Annotated in this window: 18 protein-coding genes; 7 read left to right on the top strand and 11 right to left on the bottom strand. The window is 56.4% G+C overall.

The genetic code is table 11. The features are described 5' to 3' along the window. Positions 1 to 125: 125 nt before the first annotated feature. Together dctP and B7L15_RS09315 are read right to left on the bottom strand one after the other, a co-directional pair. Positions 126 to 1,301: a TRAP transporter substrate-binding protein DctP gene (gene dctP, locus B7L15_RS09320; RefSeq protein WP_085918707.1), complete on the bottom strand. Its 1,176-nt coding sequence runs from the start codon at positions 1,299 to 1,301 to the stop codon at positions 126 to 128. A gap of 243 nt (positions 1,302 to 1,544) precedes the next feature. Beyond that, the gene (locus tag B7L15_RS09315; protein WP_085918706.1) at positions 1,545 to 2,453 is read right to left on the bottom strand and encodes a MurR/RpiR family transcriptional regulator; all 909 of its coding nucleotides are present in this window, start codon (positions 2,451 to 2,453) and stop codon (positions 1,545 to 1,547) included. 272 nt (positions 2,454 to 2,725) lie between these two features. Here B7L15_RS09315 and B7L15_RS09310 point away from each other — a divergent pair, with 272 nt between their 5' ends. The 7 genes from B7L15_RS09310 to B7L15_RS09280 all read left to right on the top strand — a co-directional run bounded on the left by B7L15_RS09310 (position 2,726) and on the right by B7L15_RS09280 (position 11,823). Next, the gene (locus B7L15_RS09310) at positions 2,726 to 3,469 is read left to right on the top strand and encodes an enoyl-CoA hydratase/isomerase family protein (protein WP_254902907.1); all 744 of its coding nucleotides are present in this window, start codon (positions 2,726 to 2,728) and stop codon (positions 3,467 to 3,469) included. Positions 3,470 to 3,522: 53 nt separating this feature from the next. Beyond that, positions 3,523 to 5,700: an acetate--CoA ligase family protein gene (locus B7L15_RS09305; protein ID WP_085918705.1), complete on the top strand. Its 2,178-nt coding sequence runs from the start codon at positions 3,523 to 3,525 to the stop codon at positions 5,698 to 5,700. Continuing rightward, complete coding sequence (locus B7L15_RS09300; RefSeq protein WP_085918704.1) at positions 5,697 to 6,500, top strand: enoyl-CoA hydratase-related protein; 804 nt, start codon at positions 5,697 to 5,699, stop codon at positions 6,498 to 6,500. Before B7L15_RS09305 ends, B7L15_RS09300 begins: the two co-directional genes overlap by 4 nt. A 169-nt stretch (positions 6,501 to 6,669) precedes the next feature. Further along, the gene (locus tag B7L15_RS09295) at positions 6,670 to 8,520 is read left to right on the top strand and encodes an SLC13 family permease (protein ID WP_085918703.1); all 1,851 of its coding nucleotides are present in this window, start codon (positions 6,670 to 6,672) and stop codon (positions 8,518 to 8,520) included. A 170-nt stretch (positions 8,521 to 8,690) separates the two neighbouring features. After that, entirely contained in the window at positions 8,691 to 9,449 is a 759-nt protein-coding gene (locus tag B7L15_RS09290) for a DeoR/GlpR family transcriptional regulator (protein ID WP_085918702.1), read from the top strand. A 122-nt stretch (positions 9,450 to 9,571) separates the two neighbouring features. After that, on the top strand, positions 9,572 to 11,059 hold the full coding sequence (gene glpK / locus B7L15_RS09285) for a glycerol kinase GlpK (protein ID WP_085918701.1): 1,488 nt from the start codon (positions 9,572 to 9,574) through the stop codon (positions 11,057 to 11,059). A gap of 539 nt (positions 11,060 to 11,598) precedes the next feature. Continuing rightward, positions 11,599 to 11,823, top strand: a complete 225-nt coding sequence (locus B7L15_RS09280; RefSeq protein ID WP_085918700.1) for a hypothetical protein — start codon at positions 11,599 to 11,601, stop codon at positions 11,821 to 11,823. A gap of 103 nt (positions 11,824 to 11,926) precedes the next feature. Here the strand turns inward: B7L15_RS09280 and B7L15_RS09275 are convergent, their stop codons facing one another. From B7L15_RS09275 to betA, 9 genes are all read right to left on the bottom strand, one after another. Next, the gene (locus B7L15_RS09275; RefSeq protein WP_085918699.1) at positions 11,927 to 13,576 is read right to left on the bottom strand and encodes a glycerol-3-phosphate dehydrogenase/oxidase; all 1,650 of its coding nucleotides are present in this window, start codon (positions 13,574 to 13,576) and stop codon (positions 11,927 to 11,929) included. Positions 13,577 to 13,707: 131 nt separating this feature from the next. Then, the gene (locus tag B7L15_RS09270; RefSeq protein WP_085918698.1) at positions 13,708 to 15,447 is read right to left on the bottom strand and encodes an ABC transporter substrate-binding protein; all 1,740 of its coding nucleotides are present in this window, start codon (positions 15,445 to 15,447) and stop codon (positions 13,708 to 13,710) included. Between the two features lie 73 nt (positions 15,448 to 15,520). Beyond that, entirely contained in the window at positions 15,521 to 15,793 is a 273-nt protein-coding gene (locus B7L15_RS09265) for a DUF2160 domain-containing protein (RefSeq protein ID WP_085918697.1), read from the bottom strand. An 11-nt stretch (positions 15,794 to 15,804) separates the two neighbouring features. Then, positions 15,805 to 16,701: a carbohydrate ABC transporter permease gene (locus B7L15_RS09260; protein ID WP_085918696.1), complete on the bottom strand. Its 897-nt coding sequence runs from the start codon at positions 16,699 to 16,701 to the stop codon at positions 15,805 to 15,807. 1 nt (position 16,702) lies between these two features. After that, positions 16,703 to 17,587 carry a carbohydrate ABC transporter permease gene (locus tag B7L15_RS09255; protein WP_176243663.1) on the bottom strand — a complete coding sequence of 295 codons (885 nt, stop codon included), beginning with the start codon at positions 17,585 to 17,587 and terminating at the stop codon, positions 16,703 to 16,705. Beyond that, positions 17,580 to 18,686: an ABC transporter ATP-binding protein gene (locus B7L15_RS09250; RefSeq protein WP_085918694.1), complete on the bottom strand. Its 1,107-nt coding sequence runs from the start codon at positions 18,684 to 18,686 to the stop codon at positions 17,580 to 17,582. The genes B7L15_RS09255 and B7L15_RS09250 overlap by 8 nt, the downstream gene beginning before the upstream one ends. Then, positions 18,679 to 19,779: an ABC transporter ATP-binding protein gene (locus B7L15_RS09245; RefSeq protein WP_085918693.1), complete on the bottom strand. Its 1,101-nt coding sequence runs from the start codon at positions 19,777 to 19,779 to the stop codon at positions 18,679 to 18,681. Before B7L15_RS09245 ends, B7L15_RS09250 begins: the two co-directional genes overlap by 8 nt. 201 nt (positions 19,780 to 19,980) lie before the next feature. Then, positions 19,981 to 22,470 carry an acyl-CoA dehydrogenase gene (locus B7L15_RS09240; RefSeq protein ID WP_085918692.1) on the bottom strand — a complete coding sequence of 830 codons (2,490 nt, stop codon included), beginning with the start codon at positions 22,468 to 22,470 and terminating at the stop codon, positions 19,981 to 19,983. Between the two features lie 192 nt (positions 22,471 to 22,662). Beyond that, positions 22,663 to 24,336 (bottom strand): choline dehydrogenase, encoded by a 1,674-nt coding sequence (gene betA / locus B7L15_RS09235; protein ID WP_085918691.1) that lies wholly within the window; start codon positions 24,334 to 24,336, stop codon positions 22,663 to 22,665. Positions 24,337 to 24,395 lie beyond the last annotated feature (59 nt).

The raw sequence follows: 24,395 nt of genomic DNA, 5'->3' as shown, positions 1-24,395 counted from the left end.
CTGGCGATGGAACCGGATCATCAAGCCGACGGGATGCGGAAAAAAGGGTTGCTCCAGTCAAATCGGATGTTGCGATTTCATCGCAACATCCGATGTTGTCGAGCAAATAAGTCAGGCGTTGAGCATCAGGCGTTAAGTTCGTAGCCCTGAATGTCTTCGTCAGTGACCAGTCCCACTGCAGGATCCATCATGGTGTTGAGGTGCGCTCTAAACAGCCGAGCCGCATCTGGATCCTTGTTGGCCCACTTGAACCACAGCGGGATGGCGGCATCGCGGAAACGGCTGGCATCGTTTTCGGTGAGGTGGATGATTTCCACGCCTTTTTCGCGATATTTGGGCCATGCTTCAGCATTGGCCTTCTGGATTGCCGCATAATGCTCGCGGGAATAGGCAGCCACCAGATCATGCATCAGATCCTGAGTTTGTGGCGACATGCGCTCAAAGACTCGACGGTTGACAGAAATATCCATTAAGTCAACAGCTTGATGTAGGCAGGGCGTGGAGGGCGGCCCCATGATGATGTAGTCAGCTACCTGCCAGAAGCCTAACTCGTAGTTGACCGCGGCGCCGGTGTAATCGGCCGCATCAATAGTGCCTTTCTCAAGTGCCGGATATACCTCGGAGCCCGGGAGCAGAGTCGTCTGTGCACCAATAGAGGCGAAGGTTTCAGCCACGATGCCGCCTGGCATGCGGATCTTAACGCCTTTGAAGTCATCGAAGCTGCGTAACGGAATCTTGGAGTGGATCAGGTTAAGGTCATGATGAACATAGCCCAGCAGTTCCTGGCCCTGCTTGCGATAAAGGTCCTTGGCAATGCCAAAACCGCCATAGGCTCCGAACATCATATCCCACTGGTGAGGGACGGAAAGCCCCATCGGATAGGCAGTCAGGAATACGCCGGCTGGCATTTTGCCTGGCCAATAAACGGTGAACCAGTTCTGGCCGTCAAGCACGCCGTTACGTACCGCATCGGCAACCTCAAAGGCTCCCGCCACGGCGCCGGCAGGGAAGGGCTCAATGCGCACCTCGCCTCCCGTTGCTTCGGCGACGCCGGCAGCCCACTCCTCAAAGATTCTGTAGCCCGTCGTGCCAGGCTGCCAGGAAGACTGCATGCGGATGCGAATGCCTTCCTGGGCCTGAACATTGCCGATCCAGGGGGCGGCGACGGCAGCGGCGGAACCGACTGCTGCGGTTTTAAGGAAATTACGTCGCGTTGAGGATCCCTTGGTGATAGAGGAAGGTAGCTCTGTTGACGTGGAGATTAAAGATTCTGACTTCGTGTTTTGCTCTTTGTTATGCATGTTGGAAGCTCCAGCAGTGATCATTGCCACTGTTTGTTTTTGTATTCCCATACTAAACGTCGTGTCACTTTTTAGTTCCCTGTGGCACAGGCAAGGTGATGCCAAGCGTGAAGGCATCACTTTACGTAAACAGAATTTAGCGAGTCCTGAGCTAAGCGCCAATTAATATTTTCAACGTTTGCCATAGTACAGCGAATGTCGAATGTCGAAATACCTGCTTGGTCTTCATCAATAGTCTTATCTTTAGTCGGTCTCAACATACGCCCCCATATGGCGCATACGCTGTTCGAATCTGGACACGTTGTCGACCAGAGAATCAGGACCGAAGGCGACACACTCCGCCAGAATGGCTTCGATGAGCGTGATGGCCGACAGAATCGAAGGAAAAAAGTGTGGGGTCGCGTTGGCAAGATTAAATGTGATCTGTGCGCCGGGTGCCAGTGGTGAACGCATGGTATCCGTTACGACAATGGCCTTGACGCCATTTGCGCGGGTAACTTCCAGTGCTTTTACCGTTTCTGCGCAGTAGGGCTCAAAGCCAAAAACGACGACAATATCGTTTTCATCGAAGCCGTCCAGCTCGGTTAATAACCCGCCTTCCAAGCCTCGAATAAGGCTGATGTTGGGCATGGCAATGCGACCCACATAAGCAAAGTGGTAGGCGCAGGCAAAGGTGTCGCGAAAACCCACCACGGCGATATTGCGCGCCGCTAAAAGCTGCTGAGCGGCATCGCGTACCCGTGCCTGGTTATCCGCGGTGAACAGGCGGCCAATGTTGTCGAAGGCGGCATCGCCGACATCAACAAAGAGGGGGTCATCAGGCTGACTTGCCTGGTAACGAAGCCGGTTGGCGCGCCCTGATAGTTCCACAGACGGTGTCTTAACCGCCGACTGAAACACCTCGCGAAACGTTTCATAGCTTTTGAAATCCAGTCGCTTGGCCAGACGCACCAGGGTTGAGGGCGTGACCTGTGCCGCTTCTGCGGTTTTGCGGATGGATTGAAATGCGATGTTCGGGGGGTGTTCCATCACATAGCCTGCCGCCTGTTTCAACTGTGGGCTGAGCGTCGGGTAAACCGCCGCAAGACGTTGGTTGATGGTATCCAGCGGCGAGGCAGATGAAGTGATCGTTTCACTGTTCTTGGATGTCATGTAAGGCTCCAGCGCATTCAGGTGGGTAGTTTAGACCATCACACTTGATCGATACATTTGTATCTTTTTTATTTTTTAGTGAAACAATCGTGTTGACTGGGGCGCAGGGTGGTCCTAGGATTGAATTTGATACATATGTTTCTTTTTATGAAAAATATAGAAACGTATGTGTCTACTTATTCACCTTTCCGCCAGGTATCCCGACCGTTATGACCATGCCGCTTGATTTACCTTCTTGTTCCCATCTTGTAGTCACCCAGCAAGACCATGTAATGACGGTGCGACTCAATCGGCCCGACAGGCTCAATGCCGTTGTGGAATCGCTATATCACGAGCTACTTGGCGTGCTGGCCGTTGCCCAGCGCGAGCCGGATATTCGCGCCGTGGTAATCACCGGGGAAGGGCGTGCCTTCTGCGTCGGCGCTGACATGAAAGCCCACGAAGGCGCGGGTCGGACGCTTTTCCAGCGGCGCCAATATCTCCAGTTGGGGAACGACGTGGGCGAGGCAATCGCTCAACTGAGCAAGCCGGTGATTGCCGCCGTGAACGGCTATGCCCTGGGGGCGGGCGCCGAAATGGCGGTGGCCTGTGATTTTATACTGATGGCCGATGATGCTCAGATCGGTTTTCCCGAAACCAGTATAGGCACCTGCGTAGGCGGTGGCGTTTCCAAGTGGTTACCCCAACTTGTCGGGCTGGCCCAGGCTCGTCGGCTTCTGTATATCGGCGAAAGAATCAATGGAACCGAGGCAGCACGGCTGGGTCTGGCGCTGGCCAGTTATCCAGCGGATCAGTTGATGCCCGAGGTCGAGTCACTGGCGTCGCAGCTGGCGGAAAAGGCGCCGGTGTCATTGGCCATGTTGAAGCCGCTGGTCAATCGAGCCGCGCAAACCGACATGCCAAGCCAGCTTCAGCAAGAGCTTGATGCCGTCTTTACCTGTTCGACCACCGAGGATTGGCAGGAGGGGGTCAACGCCTTCGCCGAAAAACGCGCGCCCCAGTTCAAGGGTCGTTAGGCGTCCGCTCCAACACGCATTGTCGACTTGTCTTACTTCCTAAAGGTAACTCCATGCAATCCATCGAAGGTCATCTTCCTTCTCAAAGCCCGCTGCATGCCATCCTGGCGCCGTCGGGCATTGCCGTCGTTGGTGCATCGTCTGATCCCACCAAGCGCGGCTATAAGGCCATGGTCGGGCTGATCAAGGGCGGCTATGGCGGTGAGATTTACCCGGTCAATCCCAAGGCGACCTCGATTTTAGGGGTCAAAGCCTTTGCCTCGATCAGTGCTATCCCGGGCACCCCGGCGCTGGCGCTGATTTGTACTCCCGCCGCCACGGTGCCCGACCTGATTACTGAGTGTGGCCGCCTCGGCATCAAGGGGGCCGTGGTGTTGGCCAGCGGCTTTGGCGAGACTGGCGAGGCAGGCGCTGCGCTGGAAGCCCGCATGATGGCCAACGCCCGGGCCCATGGCGTGCGCATCATCGGGCCCAACACGTCGGGGCTGTTCAACCTGCACCATCGGGTTAATCTGCTGGCGCTTGATAACCTCAAGACCGGCGACATCGGAATTGTCTCCCAGTCGGGCAACATGCTGCTTTCCCTGGCGCTGGAGGCCCAGCACAACGGGCAGGTCGGGTTCAGTACCTACATCGGGCCGGGCAATCAGGCCGATATCGGCTTCAACGACTACCTCCGCTATCTGGGGGAAGATGAGCATACTCGGGTGGCGACGCTTTATGTGGAGGGCTTTCGGGACGGTCGCCAGTTTCTCGATGCGGCGCGTGAAGTCACTACCATGAAGCCCGTCGTGGTATATAAGTCGGGCTCTACCGAGCAGGGTCAAAAGGCCGCCAGTTCTCACACCGGGGCTCTTGCAGGCAGCTACCGGATGACCGTGGACCTGTTGCGCCAGGCTGGGGTGAGCGTGGTGCAATACTCCGATGAAATACTCCCGGTGGCGGAAGGGTTGGGCCGCTTGCAAAAGTCAGAAGGTAAACGCGTGGCGGTGATTGCCGACGGTGGTGGTCAGGCAACGATCGCCGCCGATCGGCTGGCGGAGGCGGGCTTGACACTGGCGACGCTTAGCCGAGATACCCAGGTGAAACTCGAGGCGCTTTTGCTGCCCCAGGCCTCGACGCTGAACCCTGTCGATGTGGCGGGGTCTTCGGATGCGAATCCTTCCCTCCTGGCAGAATGCATGGCCGTGGTGGCCGCTGATGCGAATGTCGATAGCGTGTTTCTGGTAGGCATGTTTGGCGGCTACAGTCTCCGCTTTGCCGAGTCCTTGCTGGGGGATGAAATGCGCGGGGCCGAATCCATGATTGAGCTTGCCCATTCGAGCGGTAAACCGCTGGTCATCTACAGCCTCTACGCGCCCATTAACCCCCCAGCGCTGAGCCGTTTGCACGAGGCGGGGTTGCCCGTTTACGCCTCCATCGAACACGCGGTAAGAGTGCTGGCGGCGCTGGGCGAGCGCGGTGAATACCTGGCGAAATGCGCCGTTCAACCCGCAAATCTGCCGATGCAGGCATCCCGTAACGGCCAGGCAATATTAACCAACGCAAAAGAACAAAAGCGGAACTTGCTCGAGTTCGAAGCCAAGGGACTGCTGGCCGAGCATGGCATTCATGTGCCCGACGAACGGTGGGTGCAAGGTAGCGATGAGATGGAGGAAGTTGCCCGTCACTTTGGCGAACAGCCATTGGCCATGAAAGTGGTTTCCAAAGATATTCTGCACAAATCCGACGCCGGTGGGGTCAAGCTTGGCCTGGTAGGCGAAGCCGCATTACGCGATGCCTACAAAACCATCGTCGCTAATGCCCAGTACTACGACCCTGGCGCACGACTCGAGGGGGTGCTGGTCACGCCGATGGTAGAGAAAGGGGTGGAGGTGATCATCGGTATGCTGCGGGATCCGGTCTTTGGCCCGGTGCTCATGTTTGGCCTGGGCGGCGTTTTCGTTGAGGTGTGGGAGGACGTGGCGTTTCGTTCACTACCTATCACGCAAGCCGATGCCGAATCCATGGTGAGCCAAATCAAGGCGCAAAAAGTGCTTGAAGGGGTCCGCGGTGCTCAGGCGGTCAATAAGCAGGCACTGGTATTGCTGTTGATGCGCATTTCAAAGTTGGTGGACGCCTATCCGAGCATTCGTGAGTTGGATTTAAACCCGGTAATGGTGTATCCAGAAAGCCACCCCCACGGGTATGCCATTGTGGATGCCCGCATCATTTTGGAGCGTGAAGAATGAGTCAATCGTTGCCGACACTGACGGATGCGACTTTAACGCTTGAAGAACGGGTGGCTACGCTCACCATGAACCGTCACGACGTGCGCAATGCGCTTACCGGCACTGCGTTGGTCGATGACATTGTCGCTACGGCTAACTGGGTTAACCACGCTGCCGACGTGTCGGTATTGGTGATTACCGGGGCCGGATCGGCGTTCTCCGCCGGTGGTAACGTCAAGGATATGGCCCACCGCGACGGCGACTTCGCGGGCGACGTGGCGGAAGTCGCTGAGCGATATCGCCGGGGCATACAGCGTATGCCGCTGGCGCTTGAAGCGGTGGAAGTGCCCATCATTGCGGCGATCAACGGGCCTGCGATCGGCGCCGGGTTTGACCTGGCCAATATGGCGGATTTGCGCATTGCCTCGCGCCAGGCCAAGTTTGGTGAGACCTTTCTCAACCTGGGCATTATTCCCGGCGACGGCGGCGCATGGTTCATGCAACGCCAGATCGGCTACCAGCGTGCCTTTGAGCTGACCTTGTCCGGCCGGGTGATCGATGCCCAGGAAGCCTTGGCGTACGGAATTGTACTGGAGGTTGCCGAGCCCGATGTGTTGATGAAGACGGCGTATGAGCATGCCGGGCGGATCGCTGCCCAACCACCAAAGGCGACTCGGTTGACCAAGCGGCTAATGAAAATGGCGCCCGACATGGAGCTAAAAGGATTTCTGGACGTCTGCGCCGTTTTTCAGGGCATGTCTCATAACGAACCCGAGCATCTGGAAGCCGTTCAGCAAATGTTGGATCGCATGAAAAAATAGCGCCCCAGGTCTGCGGACTCAATCAATGATCTTTCTCAGCCCGGCATCGCCGGGCTTTTTATTGGCGTATAGTCAATGTCTAATATGATTTACCTGCTTGCCACCATCTGATTTACAGTAAAGCAAGCCGACGATAGTGACGGTGCTCTACAGGGAGGTGATTCAATATATGGCAATCGAGGACGTGGGGCTGGCGCCGAGCACGCTGGTGTTTTTAGTGCTGGGGTTAACATTGGCGGCCTTTGTATGGGGGCGGTTTCGCTATGACCTGGTCGCCCTTTCAGCGCTATTGGGTTCGGTGATGCTTGGCTTGGTGCCTGCCGAAGATGCCTTTATGGGGTTTGGCCACCCTGCCGTGATCACGGTTGCCGCCGTGCTGGTGCTGAGCAAAGGGTTCGAACGCTCAGGTCTGGTCGATATTATCGCCGACCAGATACTCAAGGTGGGTGATCGCTTGATACTCCAGTTGCTGGCGTTGGTGGGAACCGTCTTGGTACTCTCGGGCATCATGAACAATGTCGGGGCGCTGGCGCTGTTGTTGCCCGTCGCCATGCGTATGGCAAGGGAGCATGACACCTCTCCATCGCTATTGCTGATGCCACTGGCATTTGGCTCACTGCTGGGTGGGCTGATGACGCTTATCGGTACCCCTCCGAATATCATTATTTCCAGTTACCGGGGGAACGTATCCGGCGATACCTTCAGCATGTTCAGCTTTGCCCCTGTGGGAGGCGTCGTGGCGTTGGCCGGGTTGGCATTTATCGTATTGGTCGGCTGGCGACTAACGCCCAAGCGTAGCGGCCAGGCATCAGCCGCGGATATGTTTGACACTGCCAACTATCTGGTAGAGCTCAAGGTCAATGATGAATCCAAGGCCAAAGGGTTGACGTTGCAGCAGCTTCGCGACGAGCTTGAAGAGTCTATTCCGGTACTGGCAGTGGTGCGCGATGACAACCGCCAGGCAGGCTATTCGTTCCACGGTATGTTACAGGCAGGCGATATCCTGCTTTTGGAAGCCGGACCTGAAGAACTGAAACTGCTGGAAGACAAGGCAGGGCTGAGCGCCGTCGCCGAGATTGAAGGGGATGACGAGGATGAGGAAGCCCGCGACCTGGCTGCAGAAGAAGCGTCGGATTCGCATCCGCCGGTGGATACCGAAGGGCTACAGCTGGTGGAAGTGGTGGTACGTAATGACTCCATGATGATCAATCGGAGTGTTCGTCAGTTGCGTCTCAATCACCAGTTTGGTTTGCATTTGGTGGCGGTGGCTAGGGATGGCACCCGGTTAAAGCAGCGTCTGCGGGATATTCGCTTTCAGACCGGGGATATCCTGTTGTTACAGGGCGAGGAGAATGAAATTGCCGAAAGCCTGCCAGCGTTGGGTTGTTTACCGCTGGCTAACCGCAATTTAAGCCTTGGTCAGCCGCGCAAATTGCTGCTTTCGATGGCTATCTTTGCGGCTGCGATTGTTGCCATGCTGCTGGACGTATTGCCGGCTGCGGTGGCGTTGAGTAGTGCGGCACTGGTTTCGCTATTGATTGGTGTGCTGCCACTTCGGGAGGGCTATCAGGCGATCGACGGGCCTGTGATTGTTCTCTTGGGGGCCATGATTCCGGTCGGCGAGGCCCTGGAGACCAGCGGCGGGGCGGATCTGATCGCCCAGGCGTTGCTGCAATGGGGAGCCGACTGGCCGGTGGTGGTTACCCTGGTGGGGCTGTTTATCCTTTCCATGCTGCTTTCCAATGTCATCAACAATGCGGCAGCGGCGCTGCTGATGGCGCCCATTGCCGTCAGCCTGGCCAGAGGGTTCGAGGTATCGCTCGATCCCTTCCTGATGGTGGTCGCTGTCAGTGCGTCCTGTGCCTTTTTGACCCCGATAGGCCATCAGTCCAATACGCTGGTGCTGGGGCCGGGGGGGTATCGGTTTGGCGATTACTGGAAGTTGGGGTTGCCGCTGTCGGTCATCGTGCTGCTGGTGTCGATACCGATGATCCTGTGGGTATGGCCGCTGTCGACATAACGTTCGTCTTCGAGCATCAATAAGCGTTATTTGATAGAAATTTTGCTACGCTGCTATGTTTAAAAGTGAATGGTTTAAAAGTGAATGGTTTCAAAGTAAATGGTTTTTAAAATAAATAGTTTTAAAGTAAATACGTTCTAAAACGAAAAAATAACGCCACGGGCTAGCTTATGAATCAACAGTTTCGTCAAGACGCGATCATCGAGCTGGTCCGCCAGCATGGATACATGAGCATCGAGCAGCTCACTGATCATTTTGCCGTAACGCCGCAGACCATTCGCCGAGATCTGAACACACTGGCGAACGATGGCCGCGTGAGGCGAGTTCATGGGGGAGTGGGGATTGAATCCAGCACCGTGAATACCGCCTACAGCACTCGTAAAACCCTGCATCTTGAAGAGAAAGAGCGGATCGCACGCTGCCTGGCTGACCATATTCCCAATGACGCGTCACTATTCATCAACATTGGTACCAGCAACGAGGTGATTGCTCAGGCGCTGCTCGATCATCAGGGGTTGGAGATTATTACCAATAACCTCAACGTCGCGGCGATTCTGCAGCACAAGGAAGATTTCACGGTGATCATCGCAGGGGGGCAGGTGCGTTCCCGGGATGGCGGGATTATTGGCGAGGCCACGATCGACTTTATCAATCAGTTCAAGGTCGATTACGGCATTATCGGTATCAGCGGCATCGACGAAGATGGCTCTTTGCTGGAATTCGACTACCAGGAGGTGCGCGTTGCCCAGGCCATTATTGCCAATTCACGGCGCGTTTATCTGGCGGCCGACTATTCAAAGTTTCACCGCAACCCGGTGGTACGCCAAGGCAATATTGCCCAGTTGGACGCACTGTTTACCGACCGTAAACCGCCTGAGGCCATTCAGCGCCTGCTGACCCAGCACGATGTCGCGTTGCACCTGGCCTGATCAGGTGAAGGCGGTTATGTTTTCATACTTGAGCATTGCTGGCGGCTGGCGTAGCCTTTGGTGATAATAATTCGAAAATAAATGTACAGAATCGAAACTACCAACAACAAAGTGAACGTGCCATGTCCTCCTATATACTTGCCATCGATCAAGGTACGACCAGTTCCCGCGCCATCCTGTTTGACCGTGAAGGTCAAGTAACTGCTGTCGCGCAGCAGGAATTTACCCAGCACTATCCCTACGACGGTTGGATCGAGCACGATCCTGAAGATATCTGGGACACGGTCGTTGCCACCTGCCAGGAAGTTGTCAAAAAGGCAGCTATCAAGCCAGAGCAAATTGCTGGCGTGGGGATCACCAATCAGCGCGAAACCACCATTGTGTGGGACAAGCGCACCGGAAAGCCGGTTTATAACGCCATTGTGTGGCAGGACCGGCGTACGTCGTCGCTCTGCGAACAGCTGCGCGATGGTGGACATACCGAGCGTGTGCAGGCCAAGACCGGCCTGTTGATCGACCCGTACTTTTCCGCCACCAAGCTTGCATGGGTGCTGGACAACGTCGAAGGGACCCGAGCCCGGGCTGAGAAAGGCGAATTGCTCTTTGGTACCGTCGATAGCTTCCTGATCTGGCGATTGACCGGTGGTCACCATCACGTAACTGATGCCACCAATGCCTCGCGCACCGCCTTGTTCAATATCCACGAGCAGTGCTGGGACGACGAACTGCTCGACCTGTTCGATATCCCGGCAAGCTTGCTGCCTGAGGTGAAAGACTCGAGCGATGATTTTGGCACCATGGATGCCCGCTGGCTGGGTGTTGAGCTGCCGATTGCGGGTGTGGCGGGGGATCAACAGGCAGCGCTGGTCGGTCAGGCGTGCTTTCAGCCGGGCATGGGGAAGAGTACCTACGGGACCGGATGTTTCATGATCGTCAACACCGGAGACACACCGTCTCTGTCGCGCAACCGGTTGCTGACGACCATTGGGTATCGCCTGAACGGCAAGCCGACCTACGCCATGGAAGGCAGTATTTTTGTCGCCGGCGCCACGGTCCAGTGGCTGCGCGATGGGCTGAATTTATTTGCGGATGCGGCGGAGACCGAAGCCCTTGCCCGTAAAACCCGCCGCGGGCATAGCGTTTATCTAGTCCCTGCCTTTACTGGCCTGGGGGCACCGCACTGGGATCCGAAAGCCCGCGGGGCGATTTTTGGTCTGACCCGCGATACCGGGATTGCGGAAATTGTCGCCGCTGGTCTTCAGGCAGTCTGTTATCAGACGCGTGATCTTCAGCATTGCATGAATGACGATATGGAAGCCCCACCCGGCAACCTGCGTGTTGATGGCGGCATGGTCAAGAATAACTGGGTCATGCAGTTTCTGGCCGATATGCTGAACGTGCAAGTGGACCGCCCCACGATTCTGGAAACCACCGCTCTGGGCGCCGCCTACCTGGCCGGCCTGCGGTTAGGCTGGTATCAGACCCTGGACGAGATAGAGCAACTCTGGCGCTGCGAGCGAAGCTTTATACCGAGTATGGAGGAGGCGAACCGCGAACAACTGTACCAAGGATGGTTGGACGCGGTTTCCCGCGTGCGTTCAACGGATTAACCTATTCCCGCCAGAGGCCGCTATCGCCATGGCAGTGATAGCGGCCTCATTTTATTAACCCATGGTCGACTGGCGTCGTTGGATTGATGGCGTATACTGCCACCGCTTGTCCAGGCCACCTCGGGTAAGTTTCCCGACGTTATCAATGCGTTCCCTGCGTATTGTCCCTCCATCGTGAAATTCTATGACACCTTTCGGGGTTATTCGACGCTTATGTAGTCGAGCTACAACGCTGCCTGCGGCCAATGACGCATTGTGAGCTTTACGGCAGTGCACCATAGTGAAGTCATGGATCAGGGCGGTGTTTCGTTATCCCGATTGACCCCTTCTGACCACTGCTACATTTGATGCGCTTTTGAATTACCCGGGCGCTTGAAGCGAAGGTCTTGTAACGCTTGTGACCTTATCGCAGTCACCGAACTGGACACTTATCCGGTCCAGCATGAGTAGCAACGTCACCATTCGTCATTAACAAGATGGCTGCTTAACGATTAACGACAATAGTAAGCAGCGGATGACCATACCATGAGGGTTGAACCATGAACTGCATCGAATTAAGCCAACAAGCCGACCGAATCGCGAATACGTTCAGCAAGCAAGACCTGGCCAAGCTGGTAGTAGCGCTAAAAGGCCAGCGGGAGTCGCTTCAGCACGCGGTTGAAGTCATCGACACCATTGATAGCCGTATGGGGTACACCATTGAAGAGGCGTGGGACGAGGTGCTGGCAGGGGATTCCCAGCTGCTGGTTGAAAACGAAGAATAGCGACTAAAGATTAGTTTCTGACGCTCTTCACTTTCCTCTATCCCCCTGGCGGCCAACGTGAGGGGGATTTTATTTGCCACTGCGCTCCCATTGCCGCCACTTTCTAGGAGGGAACTTCCTGTTTGGGTGTATAGGGTTGGGCGGTATCCCGGTTCTGGGCGAAATACGCCTCAAAACGCTCTTCGGCTTGCTCGCCAAATAGAACACGGCAGGCTTCTTTCAACCCCTTGGAGTGGCGCAGTTGCTCGTGGTGCACTACGAGCGATACTTTGGCTCGGCGGCGCAGGAAATCCTCAAGCTGGGTGATCATCTCATGGTCGCGGGCATGTTCAAGCTCGCAGCGAATGTATTCCGTGCCCTCGATCAGAATGTCGGCTTCTGCCGGGTCCTGGCGGATTTTTTCGAGCATGGGCATCGCCTGTTCGGCATAACGTCGCCAAAGGCGTGATGAGAGAGGCTCTGAGGATGTCGCCGCTGTCATGGCGTCCAGGTTCATGCGCTTGGCATGATCCATGAACTGTTGTTTCACGGCATTGGGGGGCTCGCCATACCAGCGGAAGCCCTGGTCGGGTAGTTCGACCCCAAGCTTTGCGACGGCTTCAGCGATTTCATCGCCCACGTTCAGGCAGTCGGTCAACTTGCCGCCAAAAATACTGATGTGTGCGCTATCCTGATTGGTATCGATCACATGCTTGCGGGATAGCTGGAGAAAGTCGCGGTCGTTGCCTTGATCCGCCTTGATGGCCAAGGGACGCACGCCACAGCGGGTCGAGATGATATCGGCCTGACTCAGTGGCTTGTCGAGGGTCAGGCGCTTGTTGATGTTTTCCAGCACGAAGTCAATGTCGTCACCGGTAACATCCACCTCGGGGTGTTCCATGTGCGTATCGGTGGTCCCGATACAGGTGCGGTTGCCCATGGGAATGACAAAGAACAGCCGCCCGTCGTCGGCGAAGAAGGCCAGCACGCGCTGGGAATCCGTCAACTGGGGCACGATCAGGTGAATACCCTTGGAGTACAGGTGTTGGTGGGTGGTCTTTTGCCCGGTCAGGGTGTTGTGCTGGTCAACCCAGGGGCCTGCTGCATTAATCAGCACCTTGGCGCGGATATCGAAGGTTTGGCCGTCCATCACGTTACGCGCCTTGGTGACCCAGACATTCCCTTCACGCTCGGCGCCCAGTGACTCAACATAATTGGCGGCAGTTGCCCCATGATTGAGTGCATGACGAACGAAATTGAAGACAAAACGGGCATCGTTGTCGTGCAGGTAGGCATCCGAATATTCAAAGCCGCCGACGGAGTCATCGACATCGATAATCGGTTCTTCCTGCTTGATATCCTTGGGGGACAGCAAGCGGGGTCGCCGGGTAAATCCATTGCCCATCAGCCAGTAGAGCCAGGTGCCAATCCACAAGTAACGCGGTGAATGGCGAAACCCCCGGGTGATGTTGGTCAGAAAACGAATTTCCTGAACAGTGGATGGGTAACTTTTAATTAAATGATTACGACTCTTGCAAAGCTTTCGAACCAATGCAAAGTCTTTGCTTTCCATATATTTGATGCCTCCCCAAACGAGATTTGAGGAGTGCATGCTGGTGCTGCCAGCGAAGTCGCCACGATCGATCAAGGCAACCCGGGCGCCTTTACCTGACAGCGCCGCAGCGGTGGCGGCACCATTGATGCCACCACCAATGATCAGTACATCGAATTCATCGGAATGTAGTTTCTCGATATTACGGTTACGCAGTTTCATAGCGGATCCAAATTAACAAAGAAAGCCCCGTTCACGGTGCTGTATGGGCGACCGCGCTGTTGGTAAGTGTCGATAGAGGGTGCCGCCGATGAAGCCGGAAAGGGCGGGCCGTGGGGCCCGCCCAGCCGGTATTAGCGCGTCCCGGCCGACATCCATTCTTCCATCATTTCGTCGTAAGGCACGGTGGTGCCTTGTGGCATTTCGTCATCCAGCTTGGCTTTCGGCGCGCCATCCTGGTCCAGCCAGTATTGCGGGTCACGCTCTTCGTTCAGCACGGGGGCGTAGCTGTCGAAGACATCGGCACGGGCAAGACGGTGCATGGTGCTATCCATATCCGCCGCCAGTGCATCGAGGCCTTCCTGTGGCGATACATCTCCGCTCATGACCGGTGCAAGGTTTTGCCACCATAGGGGCGCCATGCGGGGATAATCGGGGACGTTGGTGCCCGTTGGGGTCCAGTTGGACTCGTTGGGGCTGCGGTAGAATTCAACCAACCCGCCGAGCTTGGGCGCCATTTCGGTCATCTGCTCAGAGAAGATGTCGGACTCGCGGATCGGCGTCAGGCCGTGCATCAACTTCTCAAGCGATACCGTCTTGGAAACGGTGAACTGACCAAACAGCCACGCCGCTGTGCGACGGTCTTCGGGGGTGGAGTCAAAGAACGTCCAGGCGCCTACGTCCTGATAGCCAACCTTCATGCCTTCTTCCCAATACGGGCCGGTGGGCGAGGGGGCCATGCGCCATAGCGGATTGCCTTCGTCATCGGTCACGGCGACATCGGGGTCGGTCATGTCGGCCGTGAAGGCGGTGTACCAGAAAATCTGCTGGGCAATATGGCCTTGAGCAGGCACCGGACCCGCTTCACCGAAGGTCATGCCTTGGGCTTCGGGTGGAGCGAAGTCGCGGAGCCAGTCAACGGCCTTTTGCATGGCAAAGACGGAGGCGGGAGAGTTGGTCGCACCGCCACGGCTAACGCTGGCCCCCACCGGCTGGCTGTCTTCGTTGACACGAATACCCCAGTCATCTACCGGGTTGCCGGAAGGAACGCCAGGACTGCCCATACCTGCCATGGAGAGCCAGGAGTCGTGGAAACGCCAGCCTAGTGAGGGGTCGCGGCGACCGTAATCCATGTGACCATAGATCTCTTTGCCGTCGAGCTCGCCAACATGGTCGGTGAAGAATTCGGCGATATCCTCATAGGCAGTCCAGTTGGTAGGTACGCCCAGGTCGTAGCCGTAAATATCCCGGAACTGCTCCTGCAGGTCTTCGCGCTGGAACCAGTCGTAGCGGAACCAGTAAAGGTTGGCGAACTGCTGGGTTGGCAATTGATAGATGCTGCCATCTGGCCCGGTGCCGTACTGCAGCCCGATGAAGTCGTCCAGATCCAGCGTGGGTAGCGTGTAGTCGGCCCATTCGTTTTCCATCGCCTCGGAGAGGTTGATGGTGGTGCCATAGCGGATGTGGGTACCGATGGCATCGGTATCGTTGACGAAACCATCGTAGATGCTGTTACCCGACTGCATCTGGTTTTGCATGGTGTCGACAACATCGCCTTCGCCAATGATGTTGTGAGTGACGTTGATACCGGTTAGCTCACTGAACGCTTCAGCAAGTACTTCGCTTTCATAGACGTGGGTGGTTAACCCCTCCGCAACGGTCTGGATATCCATGTCGCGAAATGGTTCGGCCGCTTTGGCAAACCACATCAGTTCTTCGATCTGTTCCTCGCGGCTCAGGGTCGAGTTTTGGAAATGCTCGTCGACCAGCCGCTCGGCCACCGCCCGCGCATCGTGGTCGTCTGCGGCTAGCGAACCGGATGCTAGCAGCAGGCTGGCGGCGAGGGTGGTAAGTTTGAAATTGTTATGTCGCATATAGACCTCGTTGTGTTGTGATCTTCCCTAATGGCGAATCCGTCCATGAGACCGCTTTTGGTTCTCGCACCGGTTACCCCCAGCGCATCAGCACCAACAGCCAGACCAGCGAAGCTGCCAGTGCTAACCAAATCGATAATGAGGTAAAGCCAATCACGCCAAGATGAATAAACGCAGCAGACAGAAGGCCAACAAACAGCCGGTCTCCGCGTGTGGTCGTGATGGGTAGAAAGCCCTTACGCTCTATGGTGGGCGAGACAATTTCCCAGACCGTCATCCCCGCCAACATGGCGGCAATAGCGGAAAAGAAAATAGCGGTGGGCACCGTCCATACCATCCAAGACATACATCACCTCCTTAGGTACGACCCAGGGCAAAGCCCTTGGCGATATGGTTGCGGACAAAGTAGACCACCAGAATGCCTGGCAAGATGGTCAGCACACCGGCTGCGGCGAGCGTGCCCCAGTCAATCCCCGACGCGGTGGACGTGCGCGTCATGATCATGCCAATGGGCTGTGCCTCGGTGGCCGTCAGCGTTCTGGCCAGGAGCAGCTCAACCCACGAGAACATGAACAGGAAGAACAGCGTGACGCCGATACCCGAGCGAATCATCGGGATAAAAATCTTGACGAAAAAGCGTGGAAAGCTGTAACCGTCGATGTAGGCGGTTTCGTCGATCTCCTTGGGAACGCTGCTCATGAAGCCTTCAAGAATCCAGATGGCCAGTGGAATATTGAAGAGGCAGTGCGCCAGCGCCACGGCAATGTGCGTGTCGAAGAGACCGACCGAATAATAAAGCTGGAAGTAAGGCAGCAGGAACACAGCGGGCGGCGCCATGAGGTTGGTCAGCAGCCAGAAGAACAGGTGCTTATCGCCAATGAAGCTGTAGCGGCTGAAGGCATACGCAGCCGGTAGTGCCACACAGATGGTGATAAGCATGTTCATCAGCACATAGGCAATCGAGTTGACATAGCCCATGTACCAGCTTGAGTCGGTAAAGATACCGATATAGTTGTCAAAGGTGAGGTTCTCCGGCCACATGGTCATGGAGCCCAGTATTTCGCTGTTGGTTTGCAGCGACATATTCAGCAGCCAATAGATGGGCAGAATCATCAAGAGCAGATAGACGCCCAGCAACAGGCGCGAGCGCAGCTTGGTTCTGGCGTTGCGCTTGCGGCGTTGTGCGGGTGTGGTGCGGCTGAAAATGGTGTTGTATTTTTCACCCTGCTGGGTGTTTTCCAGTTGGTAGCTCATATCAGGCTCCTCCCTGGGAATGCTTGTCTTTCTGCATGTTCATAATGGCGGTGTAGAACACCCAGCTCACCAGCAGGATGACCAGGAAGTAGATAATCGAGAAAGCAGCGGAGGGTCCCAAGTCCTGCTGACCCACCGCCATGGTGGTCAATGATTGACTCAGGAAGGTCGTTGAGCTGCCAGGCCCGCCACCGGTCAGTACAAAGGGCTCGGCGTAAATCATGAACGAATGCATGAAGCGCAGCAGCACGGCAATGACCAGCACATTGGTCAGCTTGGGCAACTGAATGTAGCGAAATACCGCCCATTTTGAGGCACGGTCAATGCGCGCCGCCTGATAATAGGCTTCGGGGATGGAGCGCAGGCCGCTGTAGCAAAGCATGGCGACCAGCGGGGTCCAGTGCCAAACGTCCATCAGGATGATCGTCACCCAGGCATCGGCGGCGTTACGGGTAATGTTGTACTCGATGCCCAACTGGCGAAGTCCCCAACCCATCAGGCCGATATCACCGCGTGTGAAAATCTGCCAGATACTGCCCACTACGTTCCAGGGGATCAGCAGGGGCAGAGTAATCAGGATCAGCACTGCCGATGCTTGCCAACCACGTTTGGGCATGATCAACGCAATGCCGATTCCCAGAGGGATCTGGATGGCAAGAATGGTGAGCGAGAATATTATCTGGCGTAGAAAAGCCGCTTGCAGGGCCGGGTCGTTGAGCATGGTTTCGAACCACTCGGTGCCGGTAAAGAAGCGGGCGTTAGCCCCAAGCACGTCTTGCACCGAGTAGTTGACGACGGTCATCAGTGGCACGATCGCGGAAAACGCGACCAGGACAAGCATTGGCAGTACCAATAGCCAGGCGCGGTTGTTATAGACTTTATTCATGATCTACCTCGACTCGGTATTCATCGACGTAAAGGCTCAGTTTGTCGTCGGGAAAACGGATATAGACGGTGTCACCCAGGGCAGGATGGTCTTCGGGCAACCTGGCTTTAAATGTTTGCTGATTGAACGAGAAGGTGAGAATGGCGTAGGTGCCAAGGTCCTGCAGGTTCTCTTTTTGCACGGCAATCGTGTCGGGTGCGGCGCTTGCGTGAACGTCGATGAATTCCGGGCGAATGCCGAGCTTGAGGTTGTCGCTCTCGGTCTTTTTAAGCGTGGCCAGATAAGCATTGCTTAACGGCAGTGGCTGGTCGCCGAAGTAGGCCGTATTTTGTGCCTCATCGTAGCGAAGCTCGAAAAAATTCATGCCTGGACTACCGATGAAATAACCCACGAAAGTATGCGCGGGTGTTTCGAACAGTTCCCGTGGCGTACCGAACTGCACCACCTGGCCTTCGTACATCACGGCAATCTTGTCAGCGAAGGTCGAGGCTTCAAGCTGGTCGTGAGTGACGTAGATCATGGTGATGTTAAACCGCTCGTGGATTTCCTTGAGCTTGCGGCGCAGCTTCCACTTCAACTGCGGGTCGATGACGGTAAGCGGCTCATCAAACAGAATGGCGGTAACGTCGTCGCGGACCAGACCGCGCCCCATGGAGACCTTCTGTTTTTCATCGGCGGTCAGGTTTTTTGCTTTGCGCGATAGCAGCGGTGTCAGCTCAAGGATGTCGGCGACTTCCAGTACCTTGGGTTTAACCCGGTACTCGGGGGTGTTCATGTTGCGCAGCGGGAAGGCGAGATTATCGAACACCGTCATGGTGTCGTAGATCACCGGGAACTGGAACACCTGGGCGATGTTGCGCTCTTCCGGTGGCAGTTCGTTGACCCGGTGGCCATCGAAGAGTACATCGCCTTCGGTAGGCGCCAGTAGCCCTGAAATAATATTCAGAAGGGTTGATTTGCCGCATCCGGACGGTCCCAGCAAGGCATAAGCGCCGCCTTGATGCCATACGTGTTCCATATGGCGGATGGCGTAATCCTCGGCCGATTGCGGGTTGGCGCTGTATGTGTGCGCGAGTGTTTTAAGCACGATCTCAGCCATGCGCGGCGCCCTCCGTCTGAGCCAACGGGGTATGCACAATGTGGCCCTGCTGGTCGAAAACAAACAGTTTATGAATGGGGAAATAAACCTTGATGGGCTGATTGACCTTCAATTCGTGTATTCCCAGGAGATGCAATACCAGTGGGAAGTGCGCATGACGCGCATGAAGAAAGGTTTCGGACCCACTGATTTCGGCAACATCCACGGTGACCGGCAGTTCCAGATCATCCGCGGCTTGTGGTGTAAGGCTCAAATGCGAGGCGCGAACCCCGAACTGGTAGTCACCAGGAGGCAGCTTTCGCAAGGCATCGTCGCAGGTAAAGTGAGTGTCGTTATCGAAGGTGATGTCGTTGTCGGTGAGCCGACCCGGCACGATATTGATCGGTGGCTCAGAAAACATCTCGGCGCTGAGAATGCCGTTGGGTTGCCGGTAGATTTGATCGGTGGGGCCGTACTGCAGCAGCTTACCTTCGTGAAGGATGGCTGTGTTGCCGCCGAGTGCAAGAGCCTCATTAGGCTCAGTGGTGGCGTACACGGCAATACAGTTACGCACTTTGAACAAGTCGCGCAGCTCGTCGCGCAGTTCCTCACGGAGTTTATAGTCCAGGTTGACCAGCGGCTCGTCGAAGAGAATGACATCGGCGTCTTTTACCAGAGCGCGGCCCATGGCGGTGCGCTGTTGCTGGCCACCGGACAACTCCAGAGGATAGCGGTCAAGCAGATGCTCGATATGCAGCATCTCAGCAATTTCGCCGACGCGCTTGTTAATTTCGCTTTTTGGCTGTTTGGCGAGTTTAAGCGGCGAGGCAATATTGTCGTAGACGGTCAAACTGGGATAATTGATGAACTGCTGATATACCATCGATACGTTACGGTGGCGTACCGGTACTCCGGTGACGTCCTTGCCGTCCATCAGAATCCGACCTTGGGTAGGTGGCTCAAGGCCGGCCATCAAGCGCATCAGTGTGGTCTTGCCTGCGAGTGTTCTGCCCAATAGCACATTGAAGGAGCCCGGCTCGAGTGCTAGGTCAACGTCGCTAATATAGGGAACACCGCCTACGGTATGGGCGATATTTTGCAAATGTAGTGACATGCGAATCTCGCTAGCGTCGTTGTTATTGGAGAATATCTAGCTTTCGTTTACGAAATCCTAGTTGATCGTTTTCGAACCTGCAATGCCTTTATTTGCTTTCGTTTGCAGTTTTTGGATGAAAAATCGAAAATTAAACGAAAGTCTAGGGTCAAAAAAAACCGGCCTCAGGGAGGCCGGTTGAAGGTTGGTGCGAGCGAGTGGCTATTTAATGCTGTCTGCCGTCTCAGATGCTTGTGTCGACTGCGGCTTGGCATTGTGATCAATCAGCGTCGACTTGTCGGTAGCAAAGGTTTCGTAAGGGAAATCGTCTACAGTGAGCATTTCCAATACCTCAGCTTCGAATTCACGCATGAACTGGGCGTCTTCTTCGCTAATTAGACGGCCTTCCAATGCCGCTTCCACCCGTGCTTCAGGATGCAGTGCCGTCTGCGGCAGTTCACCCTTGGCATAGGCTTTGTTGACCGTGCGATAGATTGCCTCAGCACGCTCGTAGTCCACCAGCAGCGCGTTATAGCGGGCGAGCGGGTTGCGCTGTTCGCCGTCGTCGGCGTCCCAGGTATTGTGCAACAGCTTGGTACGCAATGCGCTGTGGGTGGAGACGCGCTTGGCGATATCCCGCGCATCGTCATCGTGGGGCTTGTCCCAGCGGCGACCGGTCGGCATGACGATCACTTTCAGCGTCTTGCCCAGCGCCCGGTTGGGCAGGTTATCGAAAATCTCGACAAAGGCCTGTTCAGCCCGCTGGAGCAGGAAACGACAGCTGTAATGCAGCAGGGCTTCTTCGCCTTCCACCTTGTCACCCGCTTGCCATTGCTTGAGTACCATCGAGGCCAGGTAGAGGTTGGAAAGCACATCGCCAAGACGGGCGGAGAGCATTTCACGTTTCTTCAAGGCCGATCCGAGGCTTGCCATGGCCGCATCGGCGCACAGTCCGAAGCCTGCCGAGAGGCGGGCGATGTCCTGGGCGTAGGCGGCCGCCGGGCCGTCGAACGGCACATTGGGTTTGCCGATGCCGAAGCCCAGGGTGAAGGCGCGGGCCGCGTTGCCAAAGATGAGTCCCGCATGGCTGAAGAACGCCTTGTCGAATGCCTTGATATCGTTGGCGTCCTTCGCGGCTAGCTCCTCAAGCACATAGGGATGGCAGCGGATAGCTCCCTGACCGAAGATCATCAGGTTGCGGGTCATGATGTTGGCGCCTTCCACGGTGATCGCCACCGGATTGGCGCTGTAGCCAATACCCAGGTAGTTGCGTGGGCCCAGAGTGACCGCCTTACCGCCATGTACGTCCATGGCATCGGCAAGAATATCGCGCTGGAATTCGGTCAGTTGGCTTTTCAGAATCGCCGAGGGGACTGCGGGCTTTTCGCCATGGTCGATCAGGTTGGCGGTTTGATAGACCGTTGCCTGGGCTATGTACCCGAGGGCTGCCATGCGCGCCAGAGGTTCCTGCACGCCTTCCATTTCCGCCACGGGCACGTTGAACTGACGGCGCACGCGGGTGAAGCCGCCGCTCCAGCCCAACGCATAGCGCGCCGTGCCGGTGGCGCCTGAGGGAAGCGTAATACAACGGCCGATGGAGAGACACTCGACCAGCATGCGCCAACCCTGGCCGATCATGTCGGGGCCGCCGATGATCGTATCCAGCGGGACAAAAACGTCCTTACCCTTGATCGGACCATTCATAAACGGGCTGCCGATCGGATGGTGGCGACGACCAATCTCCATACCGTCGGTATCGCGGGGAATCAACGCCAGGGTAATGCCGCGGTCTTCTTCATCGCCGAGCAGGTTCTCGGGATCAAACAGCCTGAAGGCAAGACCGACAACGGTGGCAATGGGCGCCAGGGTGATCCAGCGCTTTTCAAAGTTGAGCCGCAGGCCGAGGACTTCTTCACCGTTGACCATTTGCTTGCACACGACGCCGGTGTCCGGCAGCGAGGTAGCGTCTGAACCGGCACGCGGGCCTGTCAGGCCAAAGCAGGGAATCTCACGGCCATCGGACAGGCGCGGCAGGTAGTGATCTTTCTGCTCCTGAGTACCATATTTGAGCAGTAGCTCGCCTGGGCCCAACGAGTTGGGCACGCCGACGGTAACCATCAGCGTTTCATTGGCGGAGAGCTTTTGCAGCACCATGGACTGGGCCTTGGCCGAGAAGCCCAGGCCGCCGTACTCCTTCGGAATGATCATGCCGAAGAAGCCTTCTTTTTTCAGGTAATCCCACAGTTGCTGGGGAAGGTCCGCGCGCTCAATGGCGATATCCCAGGCATTACACATGCCGGCGGCTTTTGCGCACTGGTTGTCGAGAAAGGCTTGCTCGTCTTCACGCAGGCCTTCGTCTTTAAAGTTGAGCAGCTTGTTCCATTGGGGCTTGCCGGAAAACAGCTCGCCATCCCAGGAGACAGTGCCCGCTTCCAACGCAGTGCGCTCTGTGTCAGAGACTTTGGGCGCGACTTTCTTGAACATTGCAAACAGCCGCGGGGTAAGCCACTGGCGGCGTAGCGCAGGAAGCCCGGCAATGGCCACAGCGGCGGCGCCCAGCAGTAAGAGCACGCCAATGACGGCGGCATCGAACACCAGGCCAACAAGGCCCAGCACGGCAAGCACGACCAGGGCGGCGGTTGCACCGGCTTCGCGGCGCATCACCGCGAGCAGGCCAACAGCCGCCAGCACGATCAGTAGTAGGGTGAGCATAGTGCCTCTCCATATGTTGAGGGATAGTGTTGAAGGATACGATATGGTTAATAATGCACAGATTTAAACAGATGTTTGAATATTGGCAGACCTGCGCCACCCAGTGCAAGTATTTCGATGCGTTAAAGGGACATAAAAAAACGTCGCAGCGCTGGGCTACGACGTTTTAGAGTTTTGCTAACCAGACTTGGTTCAGTGGCGTTTGGCTGGTGCGCCGTTGGCGACGTAATAGTCGACGTTGGCCCGGGGCAGGGGCTCACGTTCACGAATCCGGTCGGCGATCTTTTCGGCCAGCATGATGGTGGGGGCATTCAGGTTGCCGGTGGGAATCACCGGGAACAAGGACGCATCGACCACGCGCAAGCCGTCAATGCCATGGACGCGGCCCTGGCCATCCGTGACTGCCATTTCGTCGTTGCCCATCCGGCAGCTACCACAGGGGTGATAGGCGGTTTCGGCGTGCTGTTTGACAAAGGCATCGAGTTCGGCATCCGACTGAACATCCGGGCCGGGTGCGATCTCGCGGCCACGGTATGGGTCAAAGGCTGGCTGAGCGATGATGTCGCGGGTCAGGCGAATGGCATCGCGGAACTCTTGCCAGTCTTTGTCCTTGGCCATGTAGTTGAACAGGATGCTTGGCGCCGCATGGGGATCTTTCGAGGTCAGGCGAATGCGGCCGCGGCTTTCCGAGCGCATGGAGCCGACATGAGCCTGGAAGCCGTGGGCCTGCACCGCGCTTTTACCGTTGTAGCTGATCGCGATGGGCAGGAAGTGGTACTGCAGGTTGGGCCACTCTTCCTCATCGCGGCTGCGGATAAAGCCGCAGGATTCAAACTGATTGCTGGCGCCCACGCCGGTGCCCTTGAACAGCCACTCGGCACCAATCTTCGGCTGGTTGTACCATTTGAGCGCCGGATAGAGCGAAATAGGCTCTTTGCATTCGTACTGGATGTACATCTCCAGATGGTCCTGGAGGTTTTCACCGACACCGGGCAGGTCGTGAATTGTCTCGATATCGAGCTCTTTAAGCAATTCCGGGTTGCCAATCCCCGAGCGCTGAAGAATCTGCGGTGAGGCGATAGCACCGCCACACAGCAGCACTTCACGACGAACGTAGGCCTGCTGTTTCTCGCCTTTTCGCTCATAGCGCACGCCCACTGCACGCTTACCCTCGAACTCGATTACATCGGTTACCGCATGAGTTTCGATGGTCAGATTTTCGCGCTGCTTGGCGGTATCCAGGTAGCCACGTGCCGTCGACGCTCGGCGGCCGTTAGGCGTCACAAAGCGGTCCATGGGACCAAAACCTTCCTGCTGATAGCCGTTGACGTCGTCGGTCTCAGGGTAGCCTGCCTGCTTTCCGGCCTCGATAAAGGTGTGGTAAAGCGGGTTATTGCCCGCCTTGGGCGTCGTGACGCTGACCGGCCCTTCGCCGCCGTGATAGTCATTTGGTCCGATATCGCGGCTTTCGCTTTTTTTGAAGTAGGGCAAACAGCTTAAATAGTCCCAGTCTTCAAGACCCGGTTGCTTGGCCCAGTTGTCGTAATCCAACGCATTGCCGCGGATATAGCACATGCCGTTGATCAGCGAGGAGCCGCCCAGGCCCTTGCCGCGGCCACATTCCATGCGGCGGCCGTCCATATGCGGTTCGGGGTCGGTTTCAAATGCCCAGTTGTAGCGTTTGCCCTGCAGCGGGTAGGCCAGGGCAGCGGGCATTTGGGTTCGGAAGTCAAAGCGATAGTCTGGGCCGCCTGCTTCCAGCAGCAGCACGCTGACGTCACTGTCTTCAGTTAGGCGAGTCGCAAGCACATTGCCTGCGGAACCTGCACCGATAATGATGTAATCAAATTCACGTGGTTGAGACATACTGATTCACCGGGACTTATAGGGGGAGGGTGCGACTCTGGAGGTAGCTTGGCCACCCC

This window comes from Halomonas sp. CSM-2, from assembly GCF_002119345.1.
GTDB lineage: Bacteria > Pseudomonadota > Gammaproteobacteria > Pseudomonadales > Halomonadaceae > Vreelandella > Vreelandella janggokensis.
The sequence above is the reverse complement of the archived record's forward strand: the minus strand, read 5'-3'. Positions and strand labels throughout refer to the sequence as shown.

Excerpts from the sequence above, each read along its gene's own strand:
- B7L15_RS09305 (WP_085918705.1), top strand. The coding sequence starts at position 3,523 with ATGCAATCCATCGAAGGTCATCTTCCTTCTCAAAGCCCGCTGCATGCC.
- B7L15_RS09315 (WP_085918706.1), bottom strand. The coding sequence starts at position 2,453 with ATGACATCCAAGAACAGTGAAACGATCACTTCATCTGCCTCGCCGCTG.
- dctP (WP_085918707.1), bottom strand. The coding sequence starts at position 1,301 with ATGCATAACAAAGAGCAAAACACGAAGTCAGAATCTTTAATCTCCACG.
- B7L15_RS09280 (WP_085918700.1), top strand. The coding sequence starts at position 11,599 with ATGAACTGCATCGAATTAAGCCAACAAGCCGACCGAATCGCGAATACG.
- B7L15_RS09260 (WP_085918696.1), bottom strand. The coding sequence starts at position 16,701 with ATGAGCTACCAACTGGAAAACACCCAGCAGGGTGAAAAATACAACACC.
- B7L15_RS09250 (WP_085918694.1), bottom strand. The coding sequence starts at position 18,686 with ATGGCTGAGATCGTGCTTAAAACACTCGCGCACACATACAGCGCCAAC.
- B7L15_RS09270 (WP_085918698.1), bottom strand. The coding sequence starts at position 15,447 with ATGCGACATAACAATTTCAAACTTACCACCCTCGCCGCCAGCCTGCTG.
- B7L15_RS09275 (WP_085918699.1), bottom strand. The coding sequence starts at position 13,576 with ATGAAACTGCGTAACCGTAATATCGAGAAACTACATTCCGATGAATTC.
- B7L15_RS09295 (WP_085918703.1), top strand. The coding sequence starts at position 6,670 with ATGGCAATCGAGGACGTGGGGCTGGCGCCGAGCACGCTGGTGTTTTTA.
- B7L15_RS09265 (WP_085918697.1), bottom strand. The coding sequence starts at position 15,793 with ATGTCTTGGATGGTATGGACGGTGCCCACCGCTATTTTCTTTTCCGCT.
- B7L15_RS09240 (WP_085918692.1), bottom strand. The coding sequence starts at position 22,470 with ATGCTCACCCTACTACTGATCGTGCTGGCGGCTGTTGGCCTGCTCGCG.
- B7L15_RS09255 (WP_176243663.1), bottom strand. The coding sequence starts at position 17,587 with ATGAATAAAGTCTATAACAACCGCGCCTGGCTATTGGTACTGCCAATG.
- B7L15_RS09310 (WP_254902907.1), top strand. The coding sequence starts at position 2,726 with ATGACGGTGCGACTCAATCGGCCCGACAGGCTCAATGCCGTTGTGGAA.
- glpK (WP_085918701.1), top strand. The coding sequence starts at position 9,572 with ATGTCCTCCTATATACTTGCCATCGATCAAGGTACGACCAGTTCCCGC.
- B7L15_RS09300 (WP_085918704.1), top strand. The coding sequence starts at position 5,697 with ATGAGTCAATCGTTGCCGACACTGACGGATGCGACTTTAACGCTTGAA.
- betA (WP_085918691.1), bottom strand. The coding sequence starts at position 24,336 with ATGTCTCAACCACGTGAATTTGATTACATCATTATCGGTGCAGGTTCC.
- B7L15_RS09290 (WP_085918702.1), top strand. The coding sequence starts at position 8,691 with ATGAATCAACAGTTTCGTCAAGACGCGATCATCGAGCTGGTCCGCCAG.
- B7L15_RS09245 (WP_085918693.1), bottom strand. The coding sequence starts at position 19,779 with ATGTCACTACATTTGCAAAATATCGCCCATACCGTAGGCGGTGTTCCC.